At 55.9% G+C, this 20,461-nt stretch carries 26 protein-coding genes, 1 tRNA gene and 1 pseudogene; 14 read left to right on the top strand and 14 right to left on the bottom strand.

The window, feature by feature from the left end; translation table 11 throughout:
• Positions 1-176: 176 nt before the first annotated feature.
• From NZK35_RS08775 to NZK35_RS08765, 3 genes are all read right to left on the bottom strand, one after another.
• On the bottom strand, positions 177-1,508 hold the full coding sequence (locus tag NZK35_RS08775) for an anaerobic C4-dicarboxylate transporter family protein (protein ID WP_259632158.1): 1,332 nt from the start codon (positions 1,506-1,508) through the stop codon (positions 177-179).
• A gap of 166 nt (positions 1,509-1,674) precedes the next feature.
• Positions 1,675-2,340 carry an ion transporter gene (locus NZK35_RS08770; RefSeq protein WP_259632157.1) on the bottom strand — a complete coding sequence of 222 codons (666 nt, stop codon included), beginning with the start codon at positions 2,338-2,340 and terminating at the stop codon, positions 1,675-1,677.
• A 135-nt stretch (positions 2,341-2,475) separates the two neighbouring features.
• A tRNA-Lys gene (locus NZK35_RS08765) sits at positions 2,476-2,548 on the bottom strand.
• 355 nt (positions 2,549-2,903) lie between these two features.
• On the opposite strand from NZK35_RS08765, the gene NZK35_RS08760 reads away from it, so the two are divergent.
• From NZK35_RS08760 to NZK35_RS08735, 6 genes are all read left to right on the top strand, one after another.
• Positions 2,904-3,332, top strand: coding sequence for a hypothetical protein (locus NZK35_RS08760; RefSeq protein WP_259632156.1), 429 nt, complete (start codon positions 2,904-2,906; stop codon positions 3,330-3,332).
• A 51-nt stretch (positions 3,333-3,383) separates the two neighbouring features.
• Positions 3,384-3,620 carry a helix-turn-helix domain-containing protein gene (locus tag NZK35_RS34875; protein WP_259632155.1) on the top strand — a complete coding sequence of 79 codons (237 nt, stop codon included), beginning with the start codon at positions 3,384-3,386 and terminating at the stop codon, positions 3,618-3,620.
• A 160-nt stretch (positions 3,621-3,780) separates the two neighbouring features.
• Positions 3,781-3,924, top strand: a complete 144-nt coding sequence (locus tag NZK35_RS08750; protein WP_259632154.1) for a hypothetical protein — start codon at positions 3,781-3,783, stop codon at positions 3,922-3,924.
• A gap of 1 nt (position 3,925) precedes the next feature.
• Positions 3,926-4,258 carry a WYL domain-containing protein gene (locus tag NZK35_RS08745; RefSeq protein WP_259632153.1) on the top strand — a complete coding sequence of 111 codons (333 nt, stop codon included), beginning with the start codon at positions 3,926-3,928 and terminating at the stop codon, positions 4,256-4,258.
• Entirely contained in the window at positions 4,251-4,478 is a 228-nt protein-coding gene (locus tag NZK35_RS08740) for a hypothetical protein (protein WP_259632152.1), read from the top strand. The genes NZK35_RS08745 and NZK35_RS08740 overlap by 8 nt, the downstream gene beginning before the upstream one ends.
• Before the next feature lie 145 nt (positions 4,479-4,623).
• Positions 4,624-5,070: a DUF4365 domain-containing protein gene (locus tag NZK35_RS08735; protein WP_259632151.1), complete on the top strand. Its 447-nt coding sequence runs from the start codon at positions 4,624-4,626 to the stop codon at positions 5,068-5,070.
• A gap of 319 nt (positions 5,071-5,389) precedes the next feature.
• Here NZK35_RS08735 and NZK35_RS08730 read toward each other — a convergent pair whose 3' ends face one another.
• Positions 5,390-5,590: a hypothetical protein gene (locus NZK35_RS08730; protein WP_259632150.1), complete on the bottom strand. Its 201-nt coding sequence runs from the start codon at positions 5,588-5,590 to the stop codon at positions 5,390-5,392.
• On the opposite strand from NZK35_RS08730, the gene NZK35_RS34870 reads away from it, so the two are divergent.
• From NZK35_RS34870 to NZK35_RS08710, 5 genes are all read left to right on the top strand, one after another.
• Entirely contained in the window at positions 5,496-5,948 is a 453-nt protein-coding gene (locus tag NZK35_RS34870) for an HIRAN domain-containing protein (RefSeq protein WP_407699781.1), read from the top strand. The genes NZK35_RS08730 and NZK35_RS34870 overlap by 95 nt on opposite strands.
• Before the next feature lie 397 nt (positions 5,949-6,345).
• A complete protein-coding gene (locus NZK35_RS08725; protein WP_259632149.1) occupies positions 6,346-6,906 on the top strand; it encodes a sigma-70 family RNA polymerase sigma factor in 561 nt (186 codons plus the stop codon).
• 359 nt (positions 6,907-7,265) lie between these two features.
• Complete coding sequence (locus tag NZK35_RS08720; RefSeq protein ID WP_259632148.1) at positions 7,266-10,619, top strand: WD40 repeat domain-containing serine/threonine protein kinase; 3,354 nt, start codon at positions 7,266-7,268, stop codon at positions 10,617-10,619.
• Positions 10,620-11,645: 1,026 nt separating this feature from the next.
• Positions 11,646-11,885 carry a hypothetical protein gene (locus NZK35_RS08715; RefSeq protein ID WP_259632147.1) on the top strand — a complete coding sequence of 80 codons (240 nt, stop codon included), beginning with the start codon at positions 11,646-11,648 and terminating at the stop codon, positions 11,883-11,885.
• 141 nt (positions 11,886-12,026) lie between these two features.
• Positions 12,027-12,431 (top strand): phage terminase large subunit family protein, encoded by a 405-nt coding sequence (locus tag NZK35_RS08710; protein ID WP_259632146.1) that lies wholly within the window; start codon positions 12,027-12,029, stop codon positions 12,429-12,431.
• Positions 12,432-12,864: 433 nt separating this feature from the next.
• Here NZK35_RS08710 and NZK35_RS08705 read toward each other — a convergent pair whose 3' ends face one another.
• From NZK35_RS08705 to tnpA, 4 genes are all read right to left on the bottom strand, one after another.
• Complete coding sequence (locus tag NZK35_RS08705; RefSeq protein WP_259632145.1) at positions 12,865-13,155, bottom strand: hypothetical protein; 291 nt, start codon at positions 13,153-13,155, stop codon at positions 12,865-12,867.
• On the bottom strand, positions 13,155-14,783 hold the full coding sequence (gene tnpC / locus NZK35_RS08700) for an IS66 family transposase (RefSeq protein ID WP_259632144.1): 1,629 nt from the start codon (positions 14,781-14,783) through the stop codon (positions 13,155-13,157). Before tnpC ends, NZK35_RS08705 begins: the two co-directional genes overlap by 1 nt.
• Before the next feature lie 86 nt (positions 14,784-14,869).
• The gene (gene tnpB / locus NZK35_RS08695; protein ID WP_259632143.1) at positions 14,870-15,232 is read right to left on the bottom strand and encodes an IS66 family insertion sequence element accessory protein TnpB; all 363 of its coding nucleotides are present in this window, start codon (positions 15,230-15,232) and stop codon (positions 14,870-14,872) included.
• Positions 15,229-15,594, bottom strand: coding sequence for an IS66 family insertion sequence element accessory protein TnpA (tnpA, locus tag NZK35_RS08690; RefSeq protein ID WP_259632142.1), 366 nt, complete (start codon positions 15,592-15,594; stop codon positions 15,229-15,231). The genes tnpB and tnpA overlap by 4 nt, the downstream gene beginning before the upstream one ends.
• A gap of 91 nt (positions 15,595-15,685) precedes the next feature.
• Between tnpA and NZK35_RS08685 the strand changes: the two are divergent.
• The 3 genes and pseudogenes from NZK35_RS08685 to NZK35_RS08675 form a co-directional block, all read left to right on the top strand.
• A pseudogene (locus NZK35_RS08685) lies at positions 15,686-15,862 on the top strand (terminase gpA endonuclease subunit); the annotation flags it as partial.
• A 65-nt stretch (positions 15,863-15,927) separates the two neighbouring features.
• Positions 15,928-16,302, top strand: a complete 375-nt coding sequence (locus NZK35_RS08680; protein WP_259632141.1) for a hypothetical protein — start codon at positions 15,928-15,930, stop codon at positions 16,300-16,302.
• Positions 16,299-16,508: a hypothetical protein gene (locus NZK35_RS08675; protein ID WP_259632140.1), complete on the top strand. Its 210-nt coding sequence runs from the start codon at positions 16,299-16,301 to the stop codon at positions 16,506-16,508. Before NZK35_RS08680 ends, NZK35_RS08675 begins: the two co-directional genes overlap by 4 nt.
• 64 nt (positions 16,509-16,572) lie before the next feature.
• Here NZK35_RS08675 and NZK35_RS08670 read toward each other — a convergent pair whose 3' ends face one another.
• From NZK35_RS08670 to NZK35_RS08650, 6 genes are all read right to left on the bottom strand, one after another.
• Complete coding sequence (locus NZK35_RS08670) at positions 16,573-17,007, bottom strand: hypothetical protein (RefSeq protein WP_259632139.1); 435 nt, start codon at positions 17,005-17,007, stop codon at positions 16,573-16,575.
• The gene (locus tag NZK35_RS08665; RefSeq protein ID WP_259632138.1) at positions 17,004-17,570 is read right to left on the bottom strand and encodes a hypothetical protein; all 567 of its coding nucleotides are present in this window, start codon (positions 17,568-17,570) and stop codon (positions 17,004-17,006) included. Before NZK35_RS08665 ends, NZK35_RS08670 begins: the two co-directional genes overlap by 4 nt.
• A 139-nt stretch (positions 17,571-17,709) precedes the next feature.
• Positions 17,710-17,943: a helix-turn-helix domain-containing protein gene (locus NZK35_RS34865; RefSeq protein ID WP_407699780.1), complete on the bottom strand. Its 234-nt coding sequence runs from the start codon at positions 17,941-17,943 to the stop codon at positions 17,710-17,712.
• Between the two features lie 122 nt (positions 17,944-18,065).
• Positions 18,066-18,896 carry a hypothetical protein gene (locus NZK35_RS08660; protein WP_259632137.1) on the bottom strand — a complete coding sequence of 277 codons (831 nt, stop codon included), beginning with the start codon at positions 18,894-18,896 and terminating at the stop codon, positions 18,066-18,068.
• Positions 18,897-19,086: 190 nt separating this feature from the next.
• Positions 19,087-19,542, bottom strand: coding sequence for a nuclear transport factor 2 family protein (locus NZK35_RS08655; protein WP_259632136.1), 456 nt, complete (start codon positions 19,540-19,542; stop codon positions 19,087-19,089).
• Between the two features lie 71 nt (positions 19,543-19,613).
• Positions 19,614-20,132 carry a hypothetical protein gene (locus NZK35_RS08650; protein WP_259632135.1) on the bottom strand — a complete coding sequence of 173 codons (519 nt, stop codon included), beginning with the start codon at positions 20,130-20,132 and terminating at the stop codon, positions 19,614-19,616.
• Positions 20,133-20,461 lie beyond the last annotated feature (329 nt).

Here is a 20,461-nt window from a genome sequence, read left to right as displayed (position 1 = left end):
CAGGCACCCCGGCAGTCACGGCATGGATCCAAACCGTTGGTGTCCAGCCTTCAGGCGCCTCCCCGCGACGCCTTCGGCGCTCGCACGACCGGACAAGGATCGGCTAAAGGGACCGTCCAGCTTAGGAAAGACGCGAAACGCGACGAATCCTAATGACTTCAACCGCATCGCGAGGTTTAGAAACAGGCAGAGGCGATGAGGAATGCTACGATCACGCTGACAATCGCGACAACGACGTTGGGCAGCAGAAACGAATGGTTCAACACGAAACCGCCGATCCGAGTCGTTCCGGAGCGGTCGAACTGTATCGTGGCGATCTGGCTACCGTTGGCGGGAAAGAAGTGGATACCGATCACCGCCAGCCACGAAGCGACGATGAACTCCGGTGCGATTCCCATGGCCAGCGCCACCGGCGTAATAATCAGCGTGGCGGTGGACTGGCTGGTCGTCAACGCGGCGGTCGCATAGTAGGCGACCGGCAACAGCCAGACATGCTGTTTCACCTGCCCCAGCATCACGGACGACAACAACTCCTTGTGCGCGCCGATAAACGTATTCGCCATCCAGGCAATCCCCATCAGCGCCAGAACAGACACCATCCCAGACTGAAACACGTCGCTCCTGGGAATCTCTCCGGGATGAACCTTGCCGATCACGATGATCACGACTCCGGCCACCATCATCACAATGGCGATCAGCTGCGTCATTGCCATCGGCTGGGTCAAGCCATCCGGCATCAGGATCTGGGGCCGCAGCGAATCAACAAACCCGAACATGACGACCAGAAGGATGCCACTCAAGAACACTGCCACACTCCATTTGGCCCGGTTCGTGATGTGCTCCAGCTCGGGCGGTGTATAGTCCGGTTTTTGAATCTCCCCGGCTTCCAAACGACTGAGAAAGAACGGATCGTGGTCCAGTTCCTTTCCCACTCGGTTTTGAATCAACGCTGCCACCGCGATACTGACGACCGTCGACGGAAGCACGATCACGAGGACATGTCCCAGCTCAAACCCCAGCGGGGACAGCATGCCCAGCAGCACGGCCATGGCCGCGGAAACCGGGCTGCTGGTAATCCCCATTTGGGAGGCTTCCGGCGCGAGTGCGAGAGGTCGTTCCGGCCGCACGCTGTTGCTGTAAGAAGTCTCTTCAATCACCGGCAGTAGCGAATAATAGACATTCCCCGTACCGGCACCGATCGTGAAGATCCATGACACGTAGGGAGCCAGGTACGTGATCGCGTTCGGCCGAGATCTGAGAATGCGATGTGCGATGCCGACCAGATAGTCGATCCCACCGGCAGCTTGCATCGCTCCGGCAGCCGTGACGACGGAGAAAATGATCGTGATCGCCGCGATGGGAAAGCCACCCGGCGTGAGATGAAAAACGGCGGAAAGCAGCAGGACGCCGATGCCACCCCAGAGTCCCACGGCGACACCGCCCATCCGGGATCCGATCCCCAGACAGCTCAACACAACCAGCCCCTGCGCCAGGATTTGCCAACTCATGGCATGCTCCATGCGCTCGCTGGTGGCGAGCCGACGCAGTCCGCTTTCCGGGAAGTAAAGAGTCTCACTGCATGAACGTCGACGAAGGGCATGGGCCAGACAGCGTTCGACGTCTTGCCAATGGCCTCATCCGAGGATCTACCACTGAAGCCGGCGCCATTGCCACTCATTCTTCGAGTTCTCGCGCCTTCCCCAATGCGGAAGCGATCAAGCCTGCAGGCACCGAGACGATGCCGAGGCCGATCACGAGTAACAAGGTCGTGAAAACTTTGCCGCCCGGCGTGATCGGGTACACGTCCCCGTAACCGACGGTCGTCAGTGTTGCCACAGCCCACCAAAGGGAATGAAACACCGAAGCAAATGCTTCGGGCTGGGCGTCATGTTCGAAGTGATGAATTCCGACCGCCGCCAGGTACAACAGAATCATGGCGACGAATCCGAACAAGATGAATTCTTCCCTCGCGATAATAAACGCTCGGTGGAAACGGGCGATCGCCCTGTTGTACCGCGCCAATTTCAGCACCCGGACCAACCGCATCAGACGGAACGCGCGAATCGCCCGCAGATCAAACCCGAGTGACAGGTAAAACGGCAGGATGGCCATCAGGTCGATGATGCCAAGAAAGCTTGCCGCGAACCGGATTCCGCCCAGGTAGAAGCGAACGATGTATTCGATCGTGAAAACCACGACGACAAAGATTTCCGCGTATCGGAGCCCTGTTCGCGTCGTCGGTGCTAGGTCGGGCAGCGTCTCAATTGAGAACAGCACCAACGAAACACAGATCAGAGCCTGCATGACGAGATCCAGCGTTCGAACGGTCTTCGATTTCAACGTCCCTTCCGTCGGCAATGATCACGTCATGCTTGCAGATCGCACCCCGTCTCGACGTGAGTGGCGTTCATCGCACAAAAAAAGCCGGGTCGAATCGACCCGGCAACTTGCAAGTACAAAGCATCTGCTCCGCAGTACCCCCGGTAGGGCTCGAACCTACGACCCACGGATTAAGAGTCCGTTGCTCTACCAACTGAGCTACAAGGGCATTTTCTCGTGTTTTGCGGGCTCAAATCGCTGTTTTGAAGCCTTTTGCAAAACACTCGGTACAACTCCGAGGAATTGTACCGTGACTGCGGTCTGGTTTGAAGTTGTACCGTCACGCTGTCACTTCGCGGATTCTACCCGCCTTCTCCGGTCAATTCAATGACTCGAAAAGCCAAAGCTGAAAAGCCGAATAAGCCCCGCCCTGACTTCCCATTGTCTGCTCATCCATCGGGCCAATGGTGCAAGCGAATCCAATCAAAGTTGTACTATTTTGGACCCTGGGAGGATCCCAAGGGGGCTCTGGAGGACTACGAGCGTCGGCGGCCGACGCTCACCGGGGAGCGGACCGATCCGCCATGACAAACAATTTCATCATCCGGACGAAGGCGTTCATCAACTATGCCTACGATCACGAGCTGGTGGATGTGCCGATCCGGACCGGAACCGCGTTCAAGAGGGCGAGCCGGAAACGCCAGCGGATCGAGCGGGCGAAAAAGCCGAAGAAGTTCTTTGAAGCCGCGGAGGTGCGGGAACTCGTCTCGAAAGCGACGGAGGTGATGACCTCCATGATCCTGCTTGGTGTCAATTGTGGCTACGGAAACGCAGATTGCGCCAGGTTAACGAAATCGATGATCACAGCTGATGGCTGGATTGTGGAACCGCGCGAGAAAACCGGTGTGCTGCGAATGGCGAAGCTGTGGCCGGAAACCGCCTCTATTCTTCCACCCGTCACGCCAAGTTTATCCATGGCGACCGGGTGTCTGAGTATCTATCGGGCGGCGTGACATCTAACCGACGACCATTCACCCGGTCGCTTTTCAACCCAGTTGGAAAGCATGTCAAAAGTCACGCCAAAACAGGCAGCGGCAATCTTGAATGTGAGTGAAAACCACATTCGAGCCTTGATCGCAGACGGCTCGCTCAAAGCAGCAAATGTTGGTCGCGGAAAAGTTCCACGCTGGCGAATTGCTCGGGAAGAAATCGAAGCCTATCTCGCCCGCCGCATTAGCCGCAAACCTGGTTCGAGCGTTCGCCGAAAGCGACCTTCGTTGATCGGGGTGCGTTATGTCTGAACCCAGATCTACATCGACGTACATCTTCAGCCACCGCGTGCAGTGTTCTCGTTTGACCCCATCGTTTCACGCGATGCGGCGGTTGTGTTTTGCGTTTGGCTTGGCCTTGATCCCATGAGGGTGATGTGATGATCGACGATGCGTTTCGAATCTTCATCGGATGTTACTTCAGACACCCAACGATGTCTTCATGCAGGTCGTCCGTCCGCGCCGCCGAGCCGGACTAAGCGACGACCAAATCCGCCCCGAACTCGAGCGAGCCCTCGTCGCCGCCGGCTTCGTCCCCGACGCTGAGAAAATCTGAGATGCGCCAAGCCACGACTCACAAGCAACAAGCCGCAAGCAAATCCAAACGCCATCAGACGCCCCGTCAGAAGCTCTCGCTGGCCATGCGAGATCCCGACCGATGGATTTGCCAGATCATCTACCAAGATCGCACCGGCAAACAAACCACGCGTCTGATCAGCCCGATTCGCTGGACCGCAAAAAAGCAAAACCTGCTGGCACTCTGCATCAGCCGCGAAGAACCACGGCAATTCACCATCGCCGGCATCGGGTCTGTCGAACTCGTCAAAGCGTCCGACGTCCTTATGGGTGATTCATCTGTCGAAGAAATGGGGGTGATCTGGCATGCTTGAAACCCATCGCATCGACCTGCAGATCATCGAAGCGATAGAGTCGCTCCGAGACGGCGGCACGGTCGTCGAGATTCATCGGCGAATCAACGAGTGCGGAACCGATCCGCTTTCGATCGAAACCGTGAAACGCCACCTGCCAGGCTTGGTCCGCATGGGGCGCGTTCGAGGCGTGAAAGCGTTTCGAGACGAACGATTAGTGACGGTTTGGACGTTGTCGTGAGAAGATTGCATGAACGTCGTCAATGTTGTCTTACTTCGAACGCAAGGTGTCTTTTCAGCCCGAGTCGACTGCCGTACTTTCGCGTTTTGCGACAGTTGACGTCGCCCCTGCCTCATGAGTTCTCATTCGCTTTGATTCGATTGGCATGAAGACAACGTACCAGCACCTGAATACGATTCAAAAAGGCTCTTTCGGAGAGGCCTACGCCAAGATGGCTTTTACGCTCGAGGGCTTCGAGGTTTACGATTCCGAATACGACGACCGCGGTGTCGATTTCGTGGTCCGAAGTCAATCGGGAAAGTTCCTTTCCGTCCAGGTCAAGTCGACAGATGCCACGTCGAACCCATTCGTCAAAGAAGACAAGTTCATTGCAAGCTCGGACTATCTGCTATGTGCGGTCCGCTTGACCGAAGGGCAGCTGCCGTCCATCTACTTGGCTCGTGGGTCCGAATGGAACGAGACCAACGATCACTTGCACTACAATCCAAACGGAGGCGCAAGCGGGGCGTACTACGAGATGCGATTTGCCGCCAAGTACGCAGTTGCGTTGCGAAGCAACTTGTTCTCGAATTATGTCGAGACACTGAGATAGCACCGGACGATCTTGTTATGCCTTCATTCAAACCGTTGTGCGATCCGTCACCAGACTTGTGATTTTGATGCATCGGAATCATGTCTGATTGCACGATAGATCGACTGACTCGCTCGCCGGCAGCATCCGTGGTGCTAGCGCTGGTCTTTGCGGCGAGGCTGTTCGATACGGGGCACGATTCCTTTGGTCGCGGCGATTCTCTCCTCAGCAGCTTAAACGACCAGCGGTTTTGGCTGGAGGGTTGTGCATGTTTCGTTTGCTGCCCTTCAAAGCTAAATGGTTACCTGACCACGAAACAAGTCTCGATGGTGGGTGCTCTTCAGTCGAAGAAGTTCACGTTGCCATCGGTGCAGCGCGTGACGCGATACACCGACGGCGTCTTATTCAATCGCTCCTCCGGGAAAAGCGTCTTTGTCAAAATGCCGATGGATTCTGAGGCTCCAGCGAGATTCGCGTTGATTGCCGAACACGCATGCAGCGGAGAACCGGTGCTCGGATTCATGCCCTCGGCGGCATTCATTCCTAAGTCCGTCGCGGTCGATGCCAGCGCGACCGCTCCAAATCAGTCACAAAGGATCCAGCAGTCGGATGCAGATCCAAGATACACGTTCCGGGTCGTAGGCGACTTCGTCGGCAATCGCGAGTCCTACATCCGTAAGCTTCGTACGGGAGATCCGATTGTGCTCGTTCGGGAGCCAACAAACGAGCACGATCCGCACGCCGTCGCAGTCTACGATTCAGCACAACACCAACTTGGCTACCTCAAGCGCGATGTTGCCTATTGGTTCTCACCCATTTTGGCTCGAAAACCGGAAGCAAGAGTTCAAGTGCACTGTTTTTCGTCGGAAGGATCGTTGATTGTGGGCGTTTATTTATGATCAAAGACGGATACCTGATTACGGAAGGTGCCCGGCGATACATATCGCGCCGTAGAGCGCACGATCTAGCAGAAACGATTTCAGTCGATGAACCCGGAGCAATGCGACAAGTATCCGGTGTCGGCCACCGGTCCGAGTAAACGAAATCTCCGAAAGTCGCTTCGGTCTCCGGCACCGAACGCTATTCGCTAGGCTGGCAACTGCGGTCGGCACGTCCAACTTCGGCGCCGTAGAAAAACCGCAAACTCACTGCGGTCAATGGCACCTCTGCGTGTCCGAGTCTCTGGTTACCGTGTTTCAAACGGGTGCATTTGGGGCGATCGGCACACGGGGGCAGCATCGACAGGCATCGTTTGGCGTTGGGGCGATCGTTGCGTTGACCGGCTACAATACGGCGATGACTGACGTAACGAAAATTCTCTCGGCCATCGAACAAGCTGACCCCGCGGCGTCGGCTGAGTTGTTGCCGTTGGTCTACGACGAACTGCGGCATTTGGCCGCCCGCGAGTTGAGTGGCGACCGTAGTGGCCATTCGATCCAGCCGACGGCGCTGGTCCATCAGGCCTACGTCCGGCTGGTCGACCAAACCGATCAACCACTCTGGAATCATCGGGGGCATTTCTACGCCGCCGCCGCCGAGGCGATGCGGAGAATTCTGGTCGAACACGCGCGCCGCAAACAGACGCTCAAGCGAGGCGGAGATCGCATGCGAGTGCCGCTCGATGCGAACCGTGTTGCGTCATCCCCCCAAGACCCGGACATACTGGAACTCGACGAGGCGCTGACTCGACTCGCGGTGGAGCGTCCCAAATTGGCGAAACTCGTGTCCCTTCGGTATTTCGCGGGTTTGACCATGGACCAGACCGCTAACGCCCTCCAGGTCTCTCGCCGAACGGCCGAGCGAGACTGGACTTACGCCAAGGTCTGGCTGCTCGATGCGATGCGGGGCGAGTGTTGATCCTTCCCTCCCCACAAATGGCAATCGAGAGATTTTGAGAAAAAGTGGTCAAATCGGTGGCGGAGTACTCGCTCGATCTCGCACCTTAGTTAACGCCCTGATTCGAATCCTGCCAAAGAGACCTCGCCGTGGACGAACAAAGCCTCTTTCTTCAGGCCCTGGAAAAGACTTCTGGAGACGAACGAGCCGCCTGGTTGCAGCAAGCATGCGGCTCCGACGCGATGCTTCGCGAACGCATTGAAAAACTGCTTCGCCAGCACGACGAAGCGAGCGGCTTTCTCGAGAAGCCTGCCCTGGGGCTCGATCCGACCATCACGCCCGACGCGTCCGGGGATCGTGCCGCTTCACTGGATGCCGGATTGGCGACGGCGTTTTCGGTGAACGATGCCGTTTTGATGGGCGATGCAAATCACAGCGTGCTGAAAATGCTGGGCAACACACTGGATGAAGTTCCACGGGTTTCGCTGCGGGAATCGGAGGCTGCGGGCGAAGATCCAATCGCGCGGCCGAAGTCGCCGGAGATGCCGGGTCGCGAATCTGACAGCCGGTACCGATTGGATGGTGAGATTGCTCGGGGGGGAATGGGGGCGATTCTGAAGGGGCGCGATACCGATTTGGGGCGTGATCTGGCGATCAAAGTGCTGCTGGATTCCCACAAAGACAAGCCGGAGGTGATTCAGCGGTTTGTCGAGGAGGCTCAGATCGGTGGGCAGCTTCAGCATCCGGGAATCGCTCCGGTCTACGAGCTGGGGCAGTTTGCGGACAAGCGGCCGTTCTTCGCCATGAAGCTGGTCAAGGGGCAGACGCTGGCCAAACTGCTGGCCAATCGCGAAGAAGCTGCCGAAGAACGCGGGAAGTTCATTGGCATCTTCGAGCAGATCTGTCAGACGATGGCGTACGCGCACAGTCGCGGGGTAATCCATCGCGATTTGAAACCGGCCAATATCATGGTCGGTGCGTTTGGCGAAGTTCAGGTGATGGACTGGGGACTGGCCAAGGTGCTTTCCAGTGGCGGGATCGCCGATGAGAAGGAATCACGCGACAAGCAGCAGGACCAAAGCATCATTCAAACAATGCGCAGTGCCGGTAGCGCTAATCCCGGTTCGTTCGCATCAACTGGGTCCGATACAGCCATGGGCAGTGTGATGGGGACGCCCGCTTATATGCCACCGGAACAGGCACTCGGTGAGATCGACAATATGGACGAACGAGCCGACGTCTTCGCGTTAGGTGCGATCCTGTGCGAGGTCCTGACTGGCAGCCCACCCTATGTCGGTGATGATGGCAATCAGGTTTATCGACTTGCCAGTCGCGGAAAACTGGATGAGTGTTTCATTAGGCTTGATGCTAGTGCGTCGGATACGGAATTGATCGAACTAGCAAAACGCTGTTTGGAACTCGAACCTGCGGACCGGCCGCGCGATGCGGCTGTGCTGGCTGGCGGCATCACTGACTATTTGGAATCGGTCGAAACAAAACTCCGTGAATCGGAATTGGAACGAGTGGCCGACTCGACCCGCCAAGAAGAAGAGCGTAAGCGGCGACGTGTCACTTTGGCTTTTGCAACATCCGTCTTGCTGCTGCTCAGTCTGGCTGCGGGAGGATGGCTCTATTCGGAGCGCCGCGAAGCACTTCGCCAAGCCTTGATCGCCCGTGAAAATGCGGAGCATGCCCTGGCGGTGGAACAGATTGCCGAGCAACGGCGCCGGCTGCTGTACAACTCGGACATCGGTGCGGCTCATTTGGCTTGGCGAGACGGTCATGTGGGACGAGTGCTTGAGTTACTCAAGTCCCACGCAAGCGATGAAGATCTGCATAGTTTCGAGTGGTACTATCTGTGGAATCTGTGCAATCGCAGTCAAACCGCCCACTCGAAGTCGTTTCCAGGTCGACCACGACGCACCGCACTGATTCCGGGGGCAGATTCTCGAAACGCAATGATCGTGCTTGGCTGCGGCGATGGTTTCGTCCGTGTGGTCGACTTGAAAACGCTAGACGAAATCAAAGTGTTTCGAGGGCCCGGAAGTTACTGGGAGACGCTCGAGTCAGGCGGTCCTGGCTGGGAACACGTTCCAGTGGCCTTTTCAACCGCAACCAACGTTTTGGCTTATGCCAACCGTGAACAGACCAAAGTTGTTCTTCAAGAATGGCCCGACGGCAAAGCGCAGACACTTCAGGAAGATAACGCACATTTACTTGACATGGCGTTCTCTCCGGACGGAAGTGAGCTGGCTGTTGTCTACGAAGACGAAGTGCGAATGTATCACGTTTCGACTGACAGCTGGCGGACGCTCAGCGGCCCCAACGACGGGTTCACGTCCGTGGCAATATCGCCGAACGGACAGCGCGTCGCTGCCGGTAATGAAGACGGCCTCGTCGCCATATGGAACATCGACGGATCCGACCGGAGCGAATTAGGTCGCCACGACGAGGCCGTTATTGCGTTAGCATTCTCGCCGAATGGCAGACGACTGGCATCTGGTAGTCGAGACGACATCGCACGCGTCTGGAATTTGCAGGACGGAACGTCGCAGCGGCTCGTCGGACATCGCGACGAGATTCGATCGGTCGCATTTTCACCCGACGGTAGGATTCTGGCCACCGGAAGTCGGGACAATACGGCGAGACTGTGGGACGCCCAGGGAATGCCAATCGACGTCTTCAAAGGGCACTCGCACAATGTGGAGTCCGTTGAATTTTTGGAAGTCGGAGACTCGCTTAAGCTGATTACGGCCAGTTCCGACCGCACGATAAAGGTCTGGGATTTGGCGTCGACGGCACAGAACCTCCTTCGAGTGGGAGCCCCCGTTCAGGATGTGCTCATTCTGCCCGATGGCAGGACGGTGGTTTCGCGAGAGAGACACTCGGGAATCGTAAAGCGTTGGGATCTGTCCGCTAGTGGAAGCGAAACAATTTCAAGGGGAAGCTCAGTGGCCGCGAACGATGAGATCGTTGCCATAGGAAAAGCTGGCAGCATCGAACTGTGGCCTTCAGCTTGGGAGAAAAATCCAGAAGTCGTTCGCACCGCGAATGGTGGTCAGATAACAGCATTGACCTTTTCAAAGCACGGACAATTGGCAGCCGGTTACGAAGACGGGAGCATACTGGTGTGGGATTCCTGGCGTGACAAGGCGGCCACGCGAATGATGGGTTTGAAGCACTCCAGCGTTGTCACCGCATTGAGTTTTTCCCACGATGGTAAGGCACTCGCGTCCACCGGCTGGGATGGTGTTTGCCTGTTACATCGGACCGATGACGGCATGGGGAGACAGTTGGGCAGCAAGGCAAACGACGGAACCATGACGGTCAGTTTCTCGCCCAAAGGATCGTTTCTCGCCTTTGGTGGATTCGACAACAAAGTTCAACTCTGGCGTTGTGCCTCCGATATCCGGAGATTTGTTCACATCGGTGAACTCAGCGGCCACTCTGATGGCATCAACAATCTCGTATTCTCACCGGAAGAGCGCACAATTATCACGGCCTGCGATAACAACACTATGCGAGTCTGGGATATCCGCGAGCGTCAGGAAAGAATCAGCCTTGTGGGACACACCAGTTCCGTAGAAGGGCTGGCAATGAGAGAAAGCGGCGACTTGTTAATTTCCGGTAGCAGAGACGGAACGATTCGACTTTGGCAGGCAGGCACGAATGGACAAGTGCGAAGTTCAGGATGGTGGCAGGATCACCTCAACGATGAAGCGATTAACAGGTAGTAGGCGATTTGGGCAAGTCTTTGGATGACAGGACACGTGCGTCATGGTACCGACCTTCGTGCCAGTCTTCAGCGTGTTAACCGAGGAGACGAGGCGTAGTGCAGGCGAGACCACTGCGAATTCGCTGCGAGCAGCCCCACAAGTGCTGCGGTACGGGACATAAAACGGGTTCTAATCGGCACCGTTCAACTCGGGAGCGTTCTCGGCCCAAAATCCGACTTCACCTGACGACACCACATCGGGTTTCTACCGACGTAAATGTTCGTACGACTTTTTTGCCCCCACGGCGTTTAAGTCCACTGGTTTGGAACCTCGGCATTTTTGGCGATCCCCGATCTGCAGGAGGTGGTGCACACCGAAGCGAGTTTCCGGCATGACGAAGCCTGCTCCGGTGGCCGACACCGGTGCACTAATAGGTTTCCGTGCTTCTCTGGAATTTGATCCAAACGACTGCTGCTCAACGATGCCGTTGATATGAGCCTATTCCTTACAAAATCCCCCTCCGCTTGCTGACGCGGAGGGGGCGTGGTGGGGTTTGTAGGATTCGGGAGATGTGACTTTGGTAAGCCTCTCTCTCTTTGAATCTTCAGGCCAACATTATGCGGCGGGCTCTCTGCGGTGTCCTGCTTGTTGTTGTCGTCCTCAGTGCCGTCGGGTTCTCCGATGGGCCGATCAGGCGACTTTTGCTTCGTAATGCGTCTGTTTCTCGGCAGGTCGAACGGAATGTCTGTACCGGACCGAATTGTCCGAACAACACGACGTCTGAACTGACGGCGGTGTCTCCGTGGGTTGTGGGCGACCCTCTGTGCCTGCAGTCACGGCTCAAGTGGTGTTTGCTCCGACATCGCCACAGGCTGTTTCGCGGAATCGAACGGCGGCGTTTGCAGCGCCGCCGGCGGGGGCGATGCCGTTTGATGCGGCGGAGAACCTGATCGAGAAGGAGGCGTCGGACGGGTTTCGGCGGGCGGGTTCCGGCGGGCGGTGATCAAGGCGTCTCGGGAAGCAAGGCGGAATGGGATGATCACGGTGCGTGACGCCGCACTGCTTCGCGTCGCTTTGATTTCTCCGTCGTTCCGACGAGCCGCCGAGGACCTTGCGGTGACGCAGATGGCGTTCTCCGGGGATCCCGCGGTGGATGATTTGCCTCGCAAAACCAGCGGTGAGATCGATCGCACTGCGATCGATTGGGAAGGCTTCGGGGCGTTCATGAAAGTGTTCATCCCGCTGCTGGTCGAATTGTTGATCGCCGTGGGCGTCGGAGCGTGATCATGACGGAAAGACTCACCCTACCTGCGGACGTCGATCAGGCGTCGTATTCCACCGAACCGCTCGGGCCATCCAGCCAGGGTTGCTGCAAGGTCAGCAACGGGAACGTTTGGGGCTCCGGTTCACCCACAACGGAACCGTGTGGCGCTGGCAGCGACCATGGGCTGCGTCGCGCTCTCGGACTACGGTACCGCATCGGGAACGATCCTGTACGTCTGCGAAGAATGCGGCGACGACATCCGCGAGGAACAACGCCGCGAGATGATCCGCAAGGGCGTCTGGTGCGCCGAAGGCCAATACGTCGATTCATCGGGCCAGTTGATCGGAACGCCGACCAACGACGGGCCCGACGAGTCGTTTCAGCTTTCCCGGTTGTACGGTCCGACGTTCTCGTTTTCCGACAACGTAAGCGTTCTATCTGCCCAGGTGTCGCTTCGTGGTCCAGGCTGCCGGCGACTGCTTTTCACCAATCCGAAGATTCATCGGAACGGTGTGGCGAATTGGCCGCAGTGGCGGTGTCGGCGTATCAACATTTGGGGCCTGTGACCAACGCAACGACGCCGGAGACATTGATCGCCACCGCGGTCCAAAATCACGCTTTGTGCTTGTAGCCTAACCGATGCGCCGGCAGCAGCTTCAAATGTCTTCAGCACGCAGTTCATCAGCGCTTCCCCGGATACTGCGTTTTGATCTCACTAGGGTGTCTCTGAGTTCTTTTTCCGCTCGACTCCCAAGCGAACGCGCGAAGTGCGGTCAACGGGTTCAGCCTTATGCTAAAAGGAAGAACCGCTGGATCACACCTCGCATGTCACGTTGGTCAAGCGCCCTTCGATCCGCCATGTGCCACAAGAGTTCAAGACGCTGTCGCTTTTGGATCGCTGATCAACTACGGCCAGTGGATTCTCGAAGCTGGCGATAGCTTTGCTCGTCGAAGCGTCTGCCACTTGGGCTGCTCAAATGGCAGAGATCCGATCTGACGTCACCATAGAATGTCGAGATCGCCATCCCCGGTTTGCTGGGCGTATTCGAGGTGGTCGCACAGGTCAGCAACCGCTTCGACATCGGAACCCGCTTTGCCTTTGACGCACACGTGACTCAGGTCGCCGATTAGCCACTGCAGCTCGACCCGTGTCATTCCCACCCGGCGAATCACTTGATCCTTCGGCCAGCGACGCAGCGACGTCTCCAAACGGCCTGAGACGTAGCCGTACTTCAGGATCAAGTCACGATGTTCGCGCGTCAGTTGGATTCGCTCGGTCAGGTTCGTCATCACGCCACCCTCGCCTCGCGGCGACGCGTTCGACGTTGTTGTGTGGTCAAGCGTCGCGCCTTCTGCTCGGCGTCGCGGTACGGACGGATCGACTCCGGGTGTTCCTTTCGCCACACGTCTGGAAGCAGGCGTTCGTAATCTGTGCTGCCACGTGCCAACTGGCGAAGGCAATCGTCCACGTAGGCCCACACATCCAAGTGATGCCGTGCCGCCGAAGACACCAGGCTATACATTGTCGCCGCCACTCGGCCTCCTCGGTTCGAGCCGACGAACAACCAGTTCTTTCGACCGATCGTCAAGCGGCGAAGTTCGTTTTCAGTCGCATTATTGTCAATCGGGATCGCGCCGTCGCCGAGGAACACCGACAACTCGTCCCACTGGTTTAATGCATAACGCACCGCCTTGCCCATCGAGCTCTTCGGAAGCACTCGGCGATCATCATTCATCTGCAGTAACCAGTCATGAAGGTCATTCATGATCGGCACGGAGTCGCTCTGGCGCAGTTCCAGGCGTTCAGCCACCGATGCTTCCCGCGCGCGATCTTCAACATTGTACAAGCCACGGTAAAACGCCAGTGCCTGCGCAGCGGCGACCGGGTCGTTCGGTCTGGCTTCGACGAACTTTCGACGTGCGTGCGCATTGCAGCACGCGGCAAAGATCTGATCCTGTGCTCCCAGATAGACTCCGTCGTTGACTCCATAAGCATCGACCACCGCGTGGCCGCGAAAATCACGAAGGAATTTGCCGGGGCCGTCACGCCCGCGGCTTTCTGTGAAATCGAACACGTTATACGGATGATCCTCACGGCCTCGGTACAGCCAGAATCGTGCAGTCCGCATCTTGCCCGGCAAACTGTGATCCTGCAGACGAACCGACGTATCATCCACACCCAGCACATCGCCTGAGACGATTCGCGACTTCATCAGTTCCACCACCACGCCGGCCAATGCCGCGATGTTCGCAAGCATCCCAAACTGTGTGTTGCGAGGGATCAGCATCCCGGCGCGGGCGAAGATGTCTTCTCCGCGATAGAGCGGTAGATGATCGGCGAATTTATTGACGATCAACTGCGTGTAAACACCGAAGCCATAATCGCTGCCGGGGATCGGCGTTGTCAGGCCGCAGGGTTCCTCGCCGGCAGGCACCTGAGCGATCGATTCTTTGCAATTGCAGCATGCACGTTTATGGCGATGGATCTCCCAAACGAAAAACTCTGCGGGGATAAAATCCAATCGATTGCTGATGTCGGTGCCCACAATCGGCATCTCTTCATCACAGCAAGGACAGATTCGCTGTTCGACCGGAACGTCCGCTTCGATGACCTTGCGTTTGAGATGGTCTGGCAGCTTCTCAGACTTCTTCTTGCGACGACGTCGGCCTGGCTGGGTTGCTTCATCGTCTTCGGCATCGTCGTTCTCGGCTTGCTGCTCACCTAAGTCGAACAGACGCAATTGCGAGTCATCTTCGACGTGCCGCTCAGATGACCTGCCGAAGAATTTGCGACGATAGAGTTCCAGTTCTTCGCGGAGTTGTTGGTTGGCTTTCTGCAATCGTTCAACCGTTTCAATCAGCTCAGCGTTGACCCTCAACACGCTTTGCAAGTCGTCTTTGTTTTCCGAAGCAGCCATGCCGCTGTTATCGTCATCAAAACAAAAAACGCAAGGCTTCGATCAGCCTTGCGTTGACGCTTTTAAGAAAGATTTGCTTGACGTGGTCAGGCCGCCTGCGACTGGTCGATCGAGTAGCGTTTACGTCGTTGCGATCCTTCGATCTGCACGCCCCGGAGCATCATGACCAGGCCGGCGGAATCGATTTCGAAGCTGCCTTGTTCCTCGGAGACAATCTTCTCGAAGCTTCCACTTTCGAGTCGCTTGGACCAGAGAGCCAGGCCATCACAGTCCCACATCAGAATCTTGACATAGTCGCGCCGACGGTTGAAAAAGACGAACAGATGACCAGAGAACAAGTCGACCTGGAAATGTTCTGTGACGAGTCCGGACAAGCCATTGAAACTCTTCCTCATATCGGTCGCCTCGGTGTAGACAAAGATCCGTGTGGTGGGTGCAAGTGCGATCACGATGCCACCTCGCTGAGTGCCTCGACGACGTTCTTGATCAGTCTGCGTTGCTGCTCGTCGGTGGCGTTCTGGTCGAGGCGAGCAACGGCCCCACCAGGCAATTCAATTTCCAGGCCATTCAGTTGGGCCGCTTCCATCGCGCCAGATTGAAGCTCAACAGCGACGAACGAGGCCGGTCGATCGCTGGGGGCTGACGGGTCAACGAGAACAGAGAAACGCAACTTACGCCGCCACTGATAGAATGAGGCGACCGAATAGCCTTCACGATCACAGAAATCGGCGACCGTTAGGTCGGATTGGGCGAACCGTTCAATACGGTCACGCCACTGCTGTGCGAGCTGCGGGTTGGGAAACTGCGGCATGGGTTTCTCCTGAGAGTGGAAAGAAACCCATCACGCTAACCAGCCGGTCAACATGGGCAGATAGAACGCTTACTCCGAACGGTCGTTCGAGAACAATTCGCGTGGAATGCCCTGGGTTCCGCTGGTGGTTCAGATGAAGTCGGAGGAACTGGCCCAGCGACTGTGTGTCGGCGACTGGGACGTCGGTATGGTGCCGAAGCCGGTGGTGTTCGTCACGACGGCGGTCGATGTCCAGTTGGACCATTTTGTCGTCGGCACGTTCGGCTGAGACCGGGACAAGATCGGGTACCTGATTCAGCACGGCACCGTGCCAAGCTGGAACGACGTGGCGACGTGGCTGCAGACACCATTTCGATCATCCTGCCGCGTCAGGTCGTCGGCGACCTGGACTTGTTCGATCAGCTGCTCAACGAACGCTACACCCCACTCGAAGGCAAGCACGTCCGGATCGACGAGTCAACGATCCCGGTCGACTTCCGCGACGTCTTCCGCTACGCGCGGACCGCGGCCGAAGTGTTCACCAACAGCAAATGGGAACGCCAGCCCAAAGAACGCCGCTTCCCGGCCGAGAACCGCGACCAACGGCTGCAACGCCAAACCAAGCTCGCGTCCTCCCCAAAGCAGCAACCTGCCGCGAAGCCGTCCTCGGGCGGTTTCGTCCGCAAGCCAAACACTCAAGGCCGATTCATCCGGAGGCGACGATCATGAGCGACGACCTGTGCCCGGTCTGTCAAAAAGGAACCCTGCGAGTCGAAACGACCCGCGTCAACCGCAAGTTCAACACACGGACCCGTTACTACCGCTGCGGAAACTGCGGGTTCCGACCAGAGCGAAAGAGTGTGGTTTCGCTCGATGCCGCTCCGGTTCGGATTGCGATGCGGAAGTCTTGGTTGGGGCGGAAGGGGGGTGGGTAGGAATAACGTCGATCATTCTACAAATGACGAGAGGACTCCAACACGGTTCTATCTTGATCCGTCCTCAGTCCATTTTCACCAACGCCTCAAATATTTGGTCTGCAATCTCGGCGCAGTCATAAAACAAAGACGGGCGATGCTGAAGGGACCTGAGCAAATCGACAGCAATCATGTCCAGCGCAATTCTGCGATTCTTGTCATGAAAATCGAGTATCGCGTCAACAGTAGCAGCGCGACGTTGAAGCCCTAGTGGTGACGGAATCGGATCGTTGGAACAGAGAACATCCTCATCCATCCACATTATGCTCGGCGTTGTACGAGTCGTTTCTAATGGAAATGCAATTGCCGAGGCAGCCTCGCGAATAACTTGGTCGATGTAGCAACCGTTCACCTTGCACCAAGCCCTCAAGTCGGACAACAGATTAGCCGCGCGCATCCGTTCGGTTGGCTCCTCCGAGTAGTGGCACTCGTAGATCTGTTGAAGTGTTTCGCGACTCAAGACCTAACAACTGAACTTTGAAGATCTGACTCTTGTTCATGATCGATTACCTGACGCAGGATGTCCGGCAATTGTGACTTCATTTCGTTGACGAAAGCCAAATGCTCGCTCAGAATTTCGTGCGCAGTTGCGATGTTGACAAGCTGATCGTCCAAGCGTGCCGCTAGCTGCGAACACTCATGCTGTGTTTGCAGGGTACAAAAAGGCAGCTCGTGATGAATCAGGTGATTCCGTTCATTTAGGACCTCTGTGAATAGGCTCACCTCTTTTTGAATGGCATCATCCGAACTTCCCAGTCGAAAGCCAAAGGCAAGCCACGACCCGTCTGTGCCTTTCGGCCTTTCCGGATCCGGAATGTCCGAATAAAGTCGTTCGAAGAATTCCGTTAGTAAGCCGCCCAGGGTCTTCTTCGATGAAGGTTGATGCAACTGCCGGATAAGATCCACGATCTCGCTGGCGGTGCTGGAGACGTCGCATTGGGCGACCAGTACTTTCAGCATCCCTTCAATCTTCTGCAGATAGAAAACGTTTCTACCGATCTTCTGGAAGACCGTTGCGGACAATGTTGAGAGCTCAGAGGTCGTTGACGTGATCAAGTGCTGATTTCCGTGCGCAGAAGTAGATCGGTGGTGCGAATTGGCAGAATCGGAAGACGCAATCGCCTAAGCTTCCATTTTAACGCACGTCCCTTTTGCCTTCTCCTCACGTGATCCATTGTTTCCTTCGATGCTTTTTTCGCCGCAGTGGAGGTGGAGGCTGGACTCTGGGCGCAAGAAAATCCTCAATTGCTGAAGCTGGAACGATCCATCTTGCGCGTTGGGAACCGAGAGAGATATTCACGCCGTGCAAGCGGCCAGATGGGATCAAGGACCGCACCTGATCCCGCGAGCACTTCAAGATTTCGGCTGTCTCGGTAGTGTTGCAAGTCTTAGTCATGAGCTGAATGCAGAAGGAAAGTGATTCGGTTCTCTGACGACCTGGGTGAAAGCGGCCTCACTCATTTATCGATGTCTAAATTGGTTTCTGACCCTTGCACCTTATTGCGGGAACCCCAGGCGTCAGTCATTTTTTCTCGCCTGAGCGAGTAGAGATTCACTCTGCCTAATCGCACCGTCGATCTTCGAAAGAAAAGATGCTCGATTTCTTTGATTCATCTCGATAGCCCTGTTGAGTTCTTCTTTGGGGTCTCCACCAGCCATTTTCTTTGACCAAAATGACGGCGAAGACATGTCAACGAACGAGCCGACAAGGATTTTTCCCAATGCAACAACAGTGTGGTCGCTATCATCTGGAACCATATTGTCGCCACTGTTCACCAGGTTTTGAGCTACTCCCTGAACAGCACCTTGATTCTGAGGTTGAAAGCCAACGCCCCAGCTGCGTTTCAGAATTGCCTTTGTTACGTCGTCTACAACATTTGCGCTAGATTTAAAAGCTTTTGCCACCTGCCCCCACCCAGTGACAACCGCGGTCGCGACCACACCCGCCATGTCGAGGCCAAGGCTGAAATTGTCGACATCCTTCTTCTGTTGCAAAAGTTCTTCTTCGATTCGACTGTAGATGCTGATGCCGTCTTCTCTCAGCAATTTCAGCCGATTCAGTCTGACAGTCATTTGATTTGCATCTACCTTTTTTTCTCTCTTCGTTTTTTGAATGGAAGGGAAATGGTAGAGCGTTTCTCCGACTTTGATTCTATTTGGATCCAACAGTGGTCGAATTGTGCCGGCGTGATCTTTTCGGCCGAACTCCGACCAATGTGCACGCGTGGATGGCGGCGATGCTTGATAAATCGCGGCGCAGTATCCCGATACGGTATCACCTCGTTTTACAATAATCTCGCCTGCCGCACTTATCGTGACTTGATGCTTTTTGTAGCTGTAGGTTGGCATAGTGTCTCCGTGTAAGTGGGTCACGATTGCAGTTTCGAATCGGTGACCGTGTTCGCAATATCCCTAGATTCAAAACAATGAAAACTGGCAATCAGACTTCACACCGGCGAGCAAGTAGACCAAGTGACGACAGCGCAGGGTGAATCTCATGAAGACTGCCGCTATCGTTAATCTATTTGCCGTGAAGGATTCAGTCCTTCATTTTGCATACATGGCATGAAACGCTTTTCCAGACGTCATCCGTTTTGACGTAGACGTCGGTCCATTTCTCGACATGTTCGAAGGCTTTGCCGTTCGCAGTGCCAGCAACTTTTCCCTGCCCGATCACAATTGCTGTATCGCCAAAAAAACGAACATCAAGGTCCTCGACATCACACTTCGAACAGTCGATCAGGCCTGTGGTCCAGGCATCCGCAAACTTGTCTCGATCCCAGACCTCCCCTTCAGGCAGTACGATCTTGAAATCATCGGTTAGTGTTTTCTTGAACCAGGCACCATCACCATCCACCATGGCCTGTGCCCAATCTTTCTCAATCTTCAGAATGGCGATTTTGTCGGCGTCGTGATGGTGATCCGCTTGCGTTTCACGTGACGCGAATAGAGCAACAATGGCGAGTCCCAGTACAAATGTTGTGACGGTTTTCATGGGTGAACTTTCAGGAAGAGTGGTGAAACGAGTATCTGTGGTACGACGTAGAGAAGAAAAGCCTCAACAGCTCACTTTTCCTGGAAAGATCCAGCGACCCGCTGCCACGTGTCTTTCGCGGTTTTCTTTTCACCATCAACCATGAGAGTTCGCGTCCATCGATGCGTGGGGCCATCACCGGATATTGAAATCCGGTGCTTGTATGTGATTTTCTTTCCTTCGCCGTTGCTGCCAGACCCCTCCTGTATCCAGTCCTCTCCATCCTTGTAAAGAATTGCCTGAGTGGCTTCGCCATCCGACTGCCCCCACTGCGAGCGGATGCGTTTCGCATTGCTGTCGTACACGATGAACCAAATGCCAGATGCATCTCCCATGTACACGTTGACAATCATCGTGTTGCCGTCGCCGGCGACGCGGCAATCGGCGTGCCCCACCATCTCATTTCCGTCAATGTCGGTACCCGTGCCTGTCCATCTGCCTTCCCAGGCATCAAGAAATTCCTGAAAGTCCGCCGGGGAAGATTCCTGGGCGAATGATGGAGAAGAAAAAACCAACGCCGCCAAGAATACGAATACGCTGCAAGTTTTCATGCGTCTTCACCTTGCCAAGTGCTGCTTGAGAAAAGGAATGGAGTTCAGCTCACGCGGATTATACCCTCAAACGGGTGGAGGTGCTACGCGGAAGCCCCCTGAAGCAGGCTAATCGCAGGGTATCCGCGGATCCTAAGAATAGGAGCTCAGCTATTGAGCCTCGATTACTGATCGCCATGCTTAAGTCATGCCCGACCACTTCTACCTCACCGAGTTCCAGCAGCTCCGCCACGATGTTGTTGCCGCGATGCGGACGACGTTTTCCGGTGGGAAACGGGCGACGGCGGAGTTTTCGATTCGCAACCGTAGTGTAAGCGCCCGAGGAAACC

This window comes from Stieleria sedimenti, from assembly GCF_025060895.1.
GTDB lineage: Bacteria > Planctomycetota > Planctomycetia > Pirellulales > Pirellulaceae > Stieleria > Stieleria sedimenti.
This window is presented reverse-complemented; position numbering and strand designations above follow the sequence as displayed.

Bases quoted from the DNA above. Each gene is read 5' to 3' on its own strand.
- NZK35_RS08750 (WP_259632154.1), top strand. From the start codon at position 3,781: ATGTTACTTCAGACACCCAACGATGTCTTCATGCAGGTCGTCCGTCCG.
- NZK35_RS08705 (WP_259632145.1), bottom strand. From the start codon at position 13,155: ATGACGAACCTGACCGAGCGAATCCAACTGACGCGCGAACATCGTGAC.
- NZK35_RS08740 (WP_259632152.1), top strand. From the start codon at position 4,251: ATGCTTGAAACCCATCGCATCGACCTGCAGATCATCGAAGCGATAGAG.
- NZK35_RS08660 (WP_259632137.1), bottom strand. From the start codon at position 18,896: ATGCCAACCTACAGCTACAAAAAGCATCAAGTCACGATAAGTGCGGCA.
- NZK35_RS34875 (WP_259632155.1), top strand. From the start codon at position 3,384: ATGTCAAAAGTCACGCCAAAACAGGCAGCGGCAATCTTGAATGTGAGT.
- NZK35_RS08675 (WP_259632140.1), top strand. From the start codon at position 16,299: ATGAGCGACGACCTGTGCCCGGTCTGTCAAAAAGGAACCCTGCGAGTC.
- NZK35_RS08760 (WP_259632156.1), top strand. From the start codon at position 2,904: ATGACAAACAATTTCATCATCCGGACGAAGGCGTTCATCAACTATGCC.
- NZK35_RS08655 (WP_259632136.1), bottom strand. From the start codon at position 19,542: ATGAAAACCGTCACAACATTTGTACTGGGACTCGCCATTGTTGCTCTA.
- NZK35_RS08745 (WP_259632153.1), top strand. From the start codon at position 3,926: ATGCGCCAAGCCACGACTCACAAGCAACAAGCCGCAAGCAAATCCAAA.
- NZK35_RS34865 (WP_407699780.1), bottom strand. From the start codon at position 17,943: ATGACTAAGACTTGCAACACTACCGAGACAGCCGAAATCTTGAAGTGC.
- tnpA (WP_259632142.1), bottom strand. From the start codon at position 15,594: ATGCCGCAGTTTCCCAACCCGCAGCTCGCACAGCAGTGGCGTGACCGT.
- NZK35_RS08650 (WP_259632135.1), bottom strand. From the start codon at position 20,132: ATGAAAACTTGCAGCGTATTCGTATTCTTGGCGGCGTTGGTTTTTTCT.
- NZK35_RS08730 (WP_259632150.1), bottom strand. From the start codon at position 5,590: ATGAATGCCGCCGAGGGCATGAATCCGAGCACCGGTTCTCCGCTGCAT.
- tnpC (WP_259632144.1), bottom strand. From the start codon at position 14,783: ATGGCTGCTTCGGAAAACAAAGACGACTTGCAAAGCGTGTTGAGGGTC.
- NZK35_RS08735 (WP_259632151.1), top strand. From the start codon at position 4,624: ATGAAGACAACGTACCAGCACCTGAATACGATTCAAAAAGGCTCTTTC.
- NZK35_RS34870 (WP_407699781.1), top strand. From the start codon at position 5,496: ATGGATTCTGAGGCTCCAGCGAGATTCGCGTTGATTGCCGAACACGCA.
- NZK35_RS08775 (WP_259632158.1), bottom strand. From the start codon at position 1,508: ATGAGTTGGCAAATCCTGGCGCAGGGGCTGGTTGTGTTGAGCTGTCTG.
- NZK35_RS08725 (WP_259632149.1), top strand. From the start codon at position 6,346: ATGACTGACGTAACGAAAATTCTCTCGGCCATCGAACAAGCTGACCCC.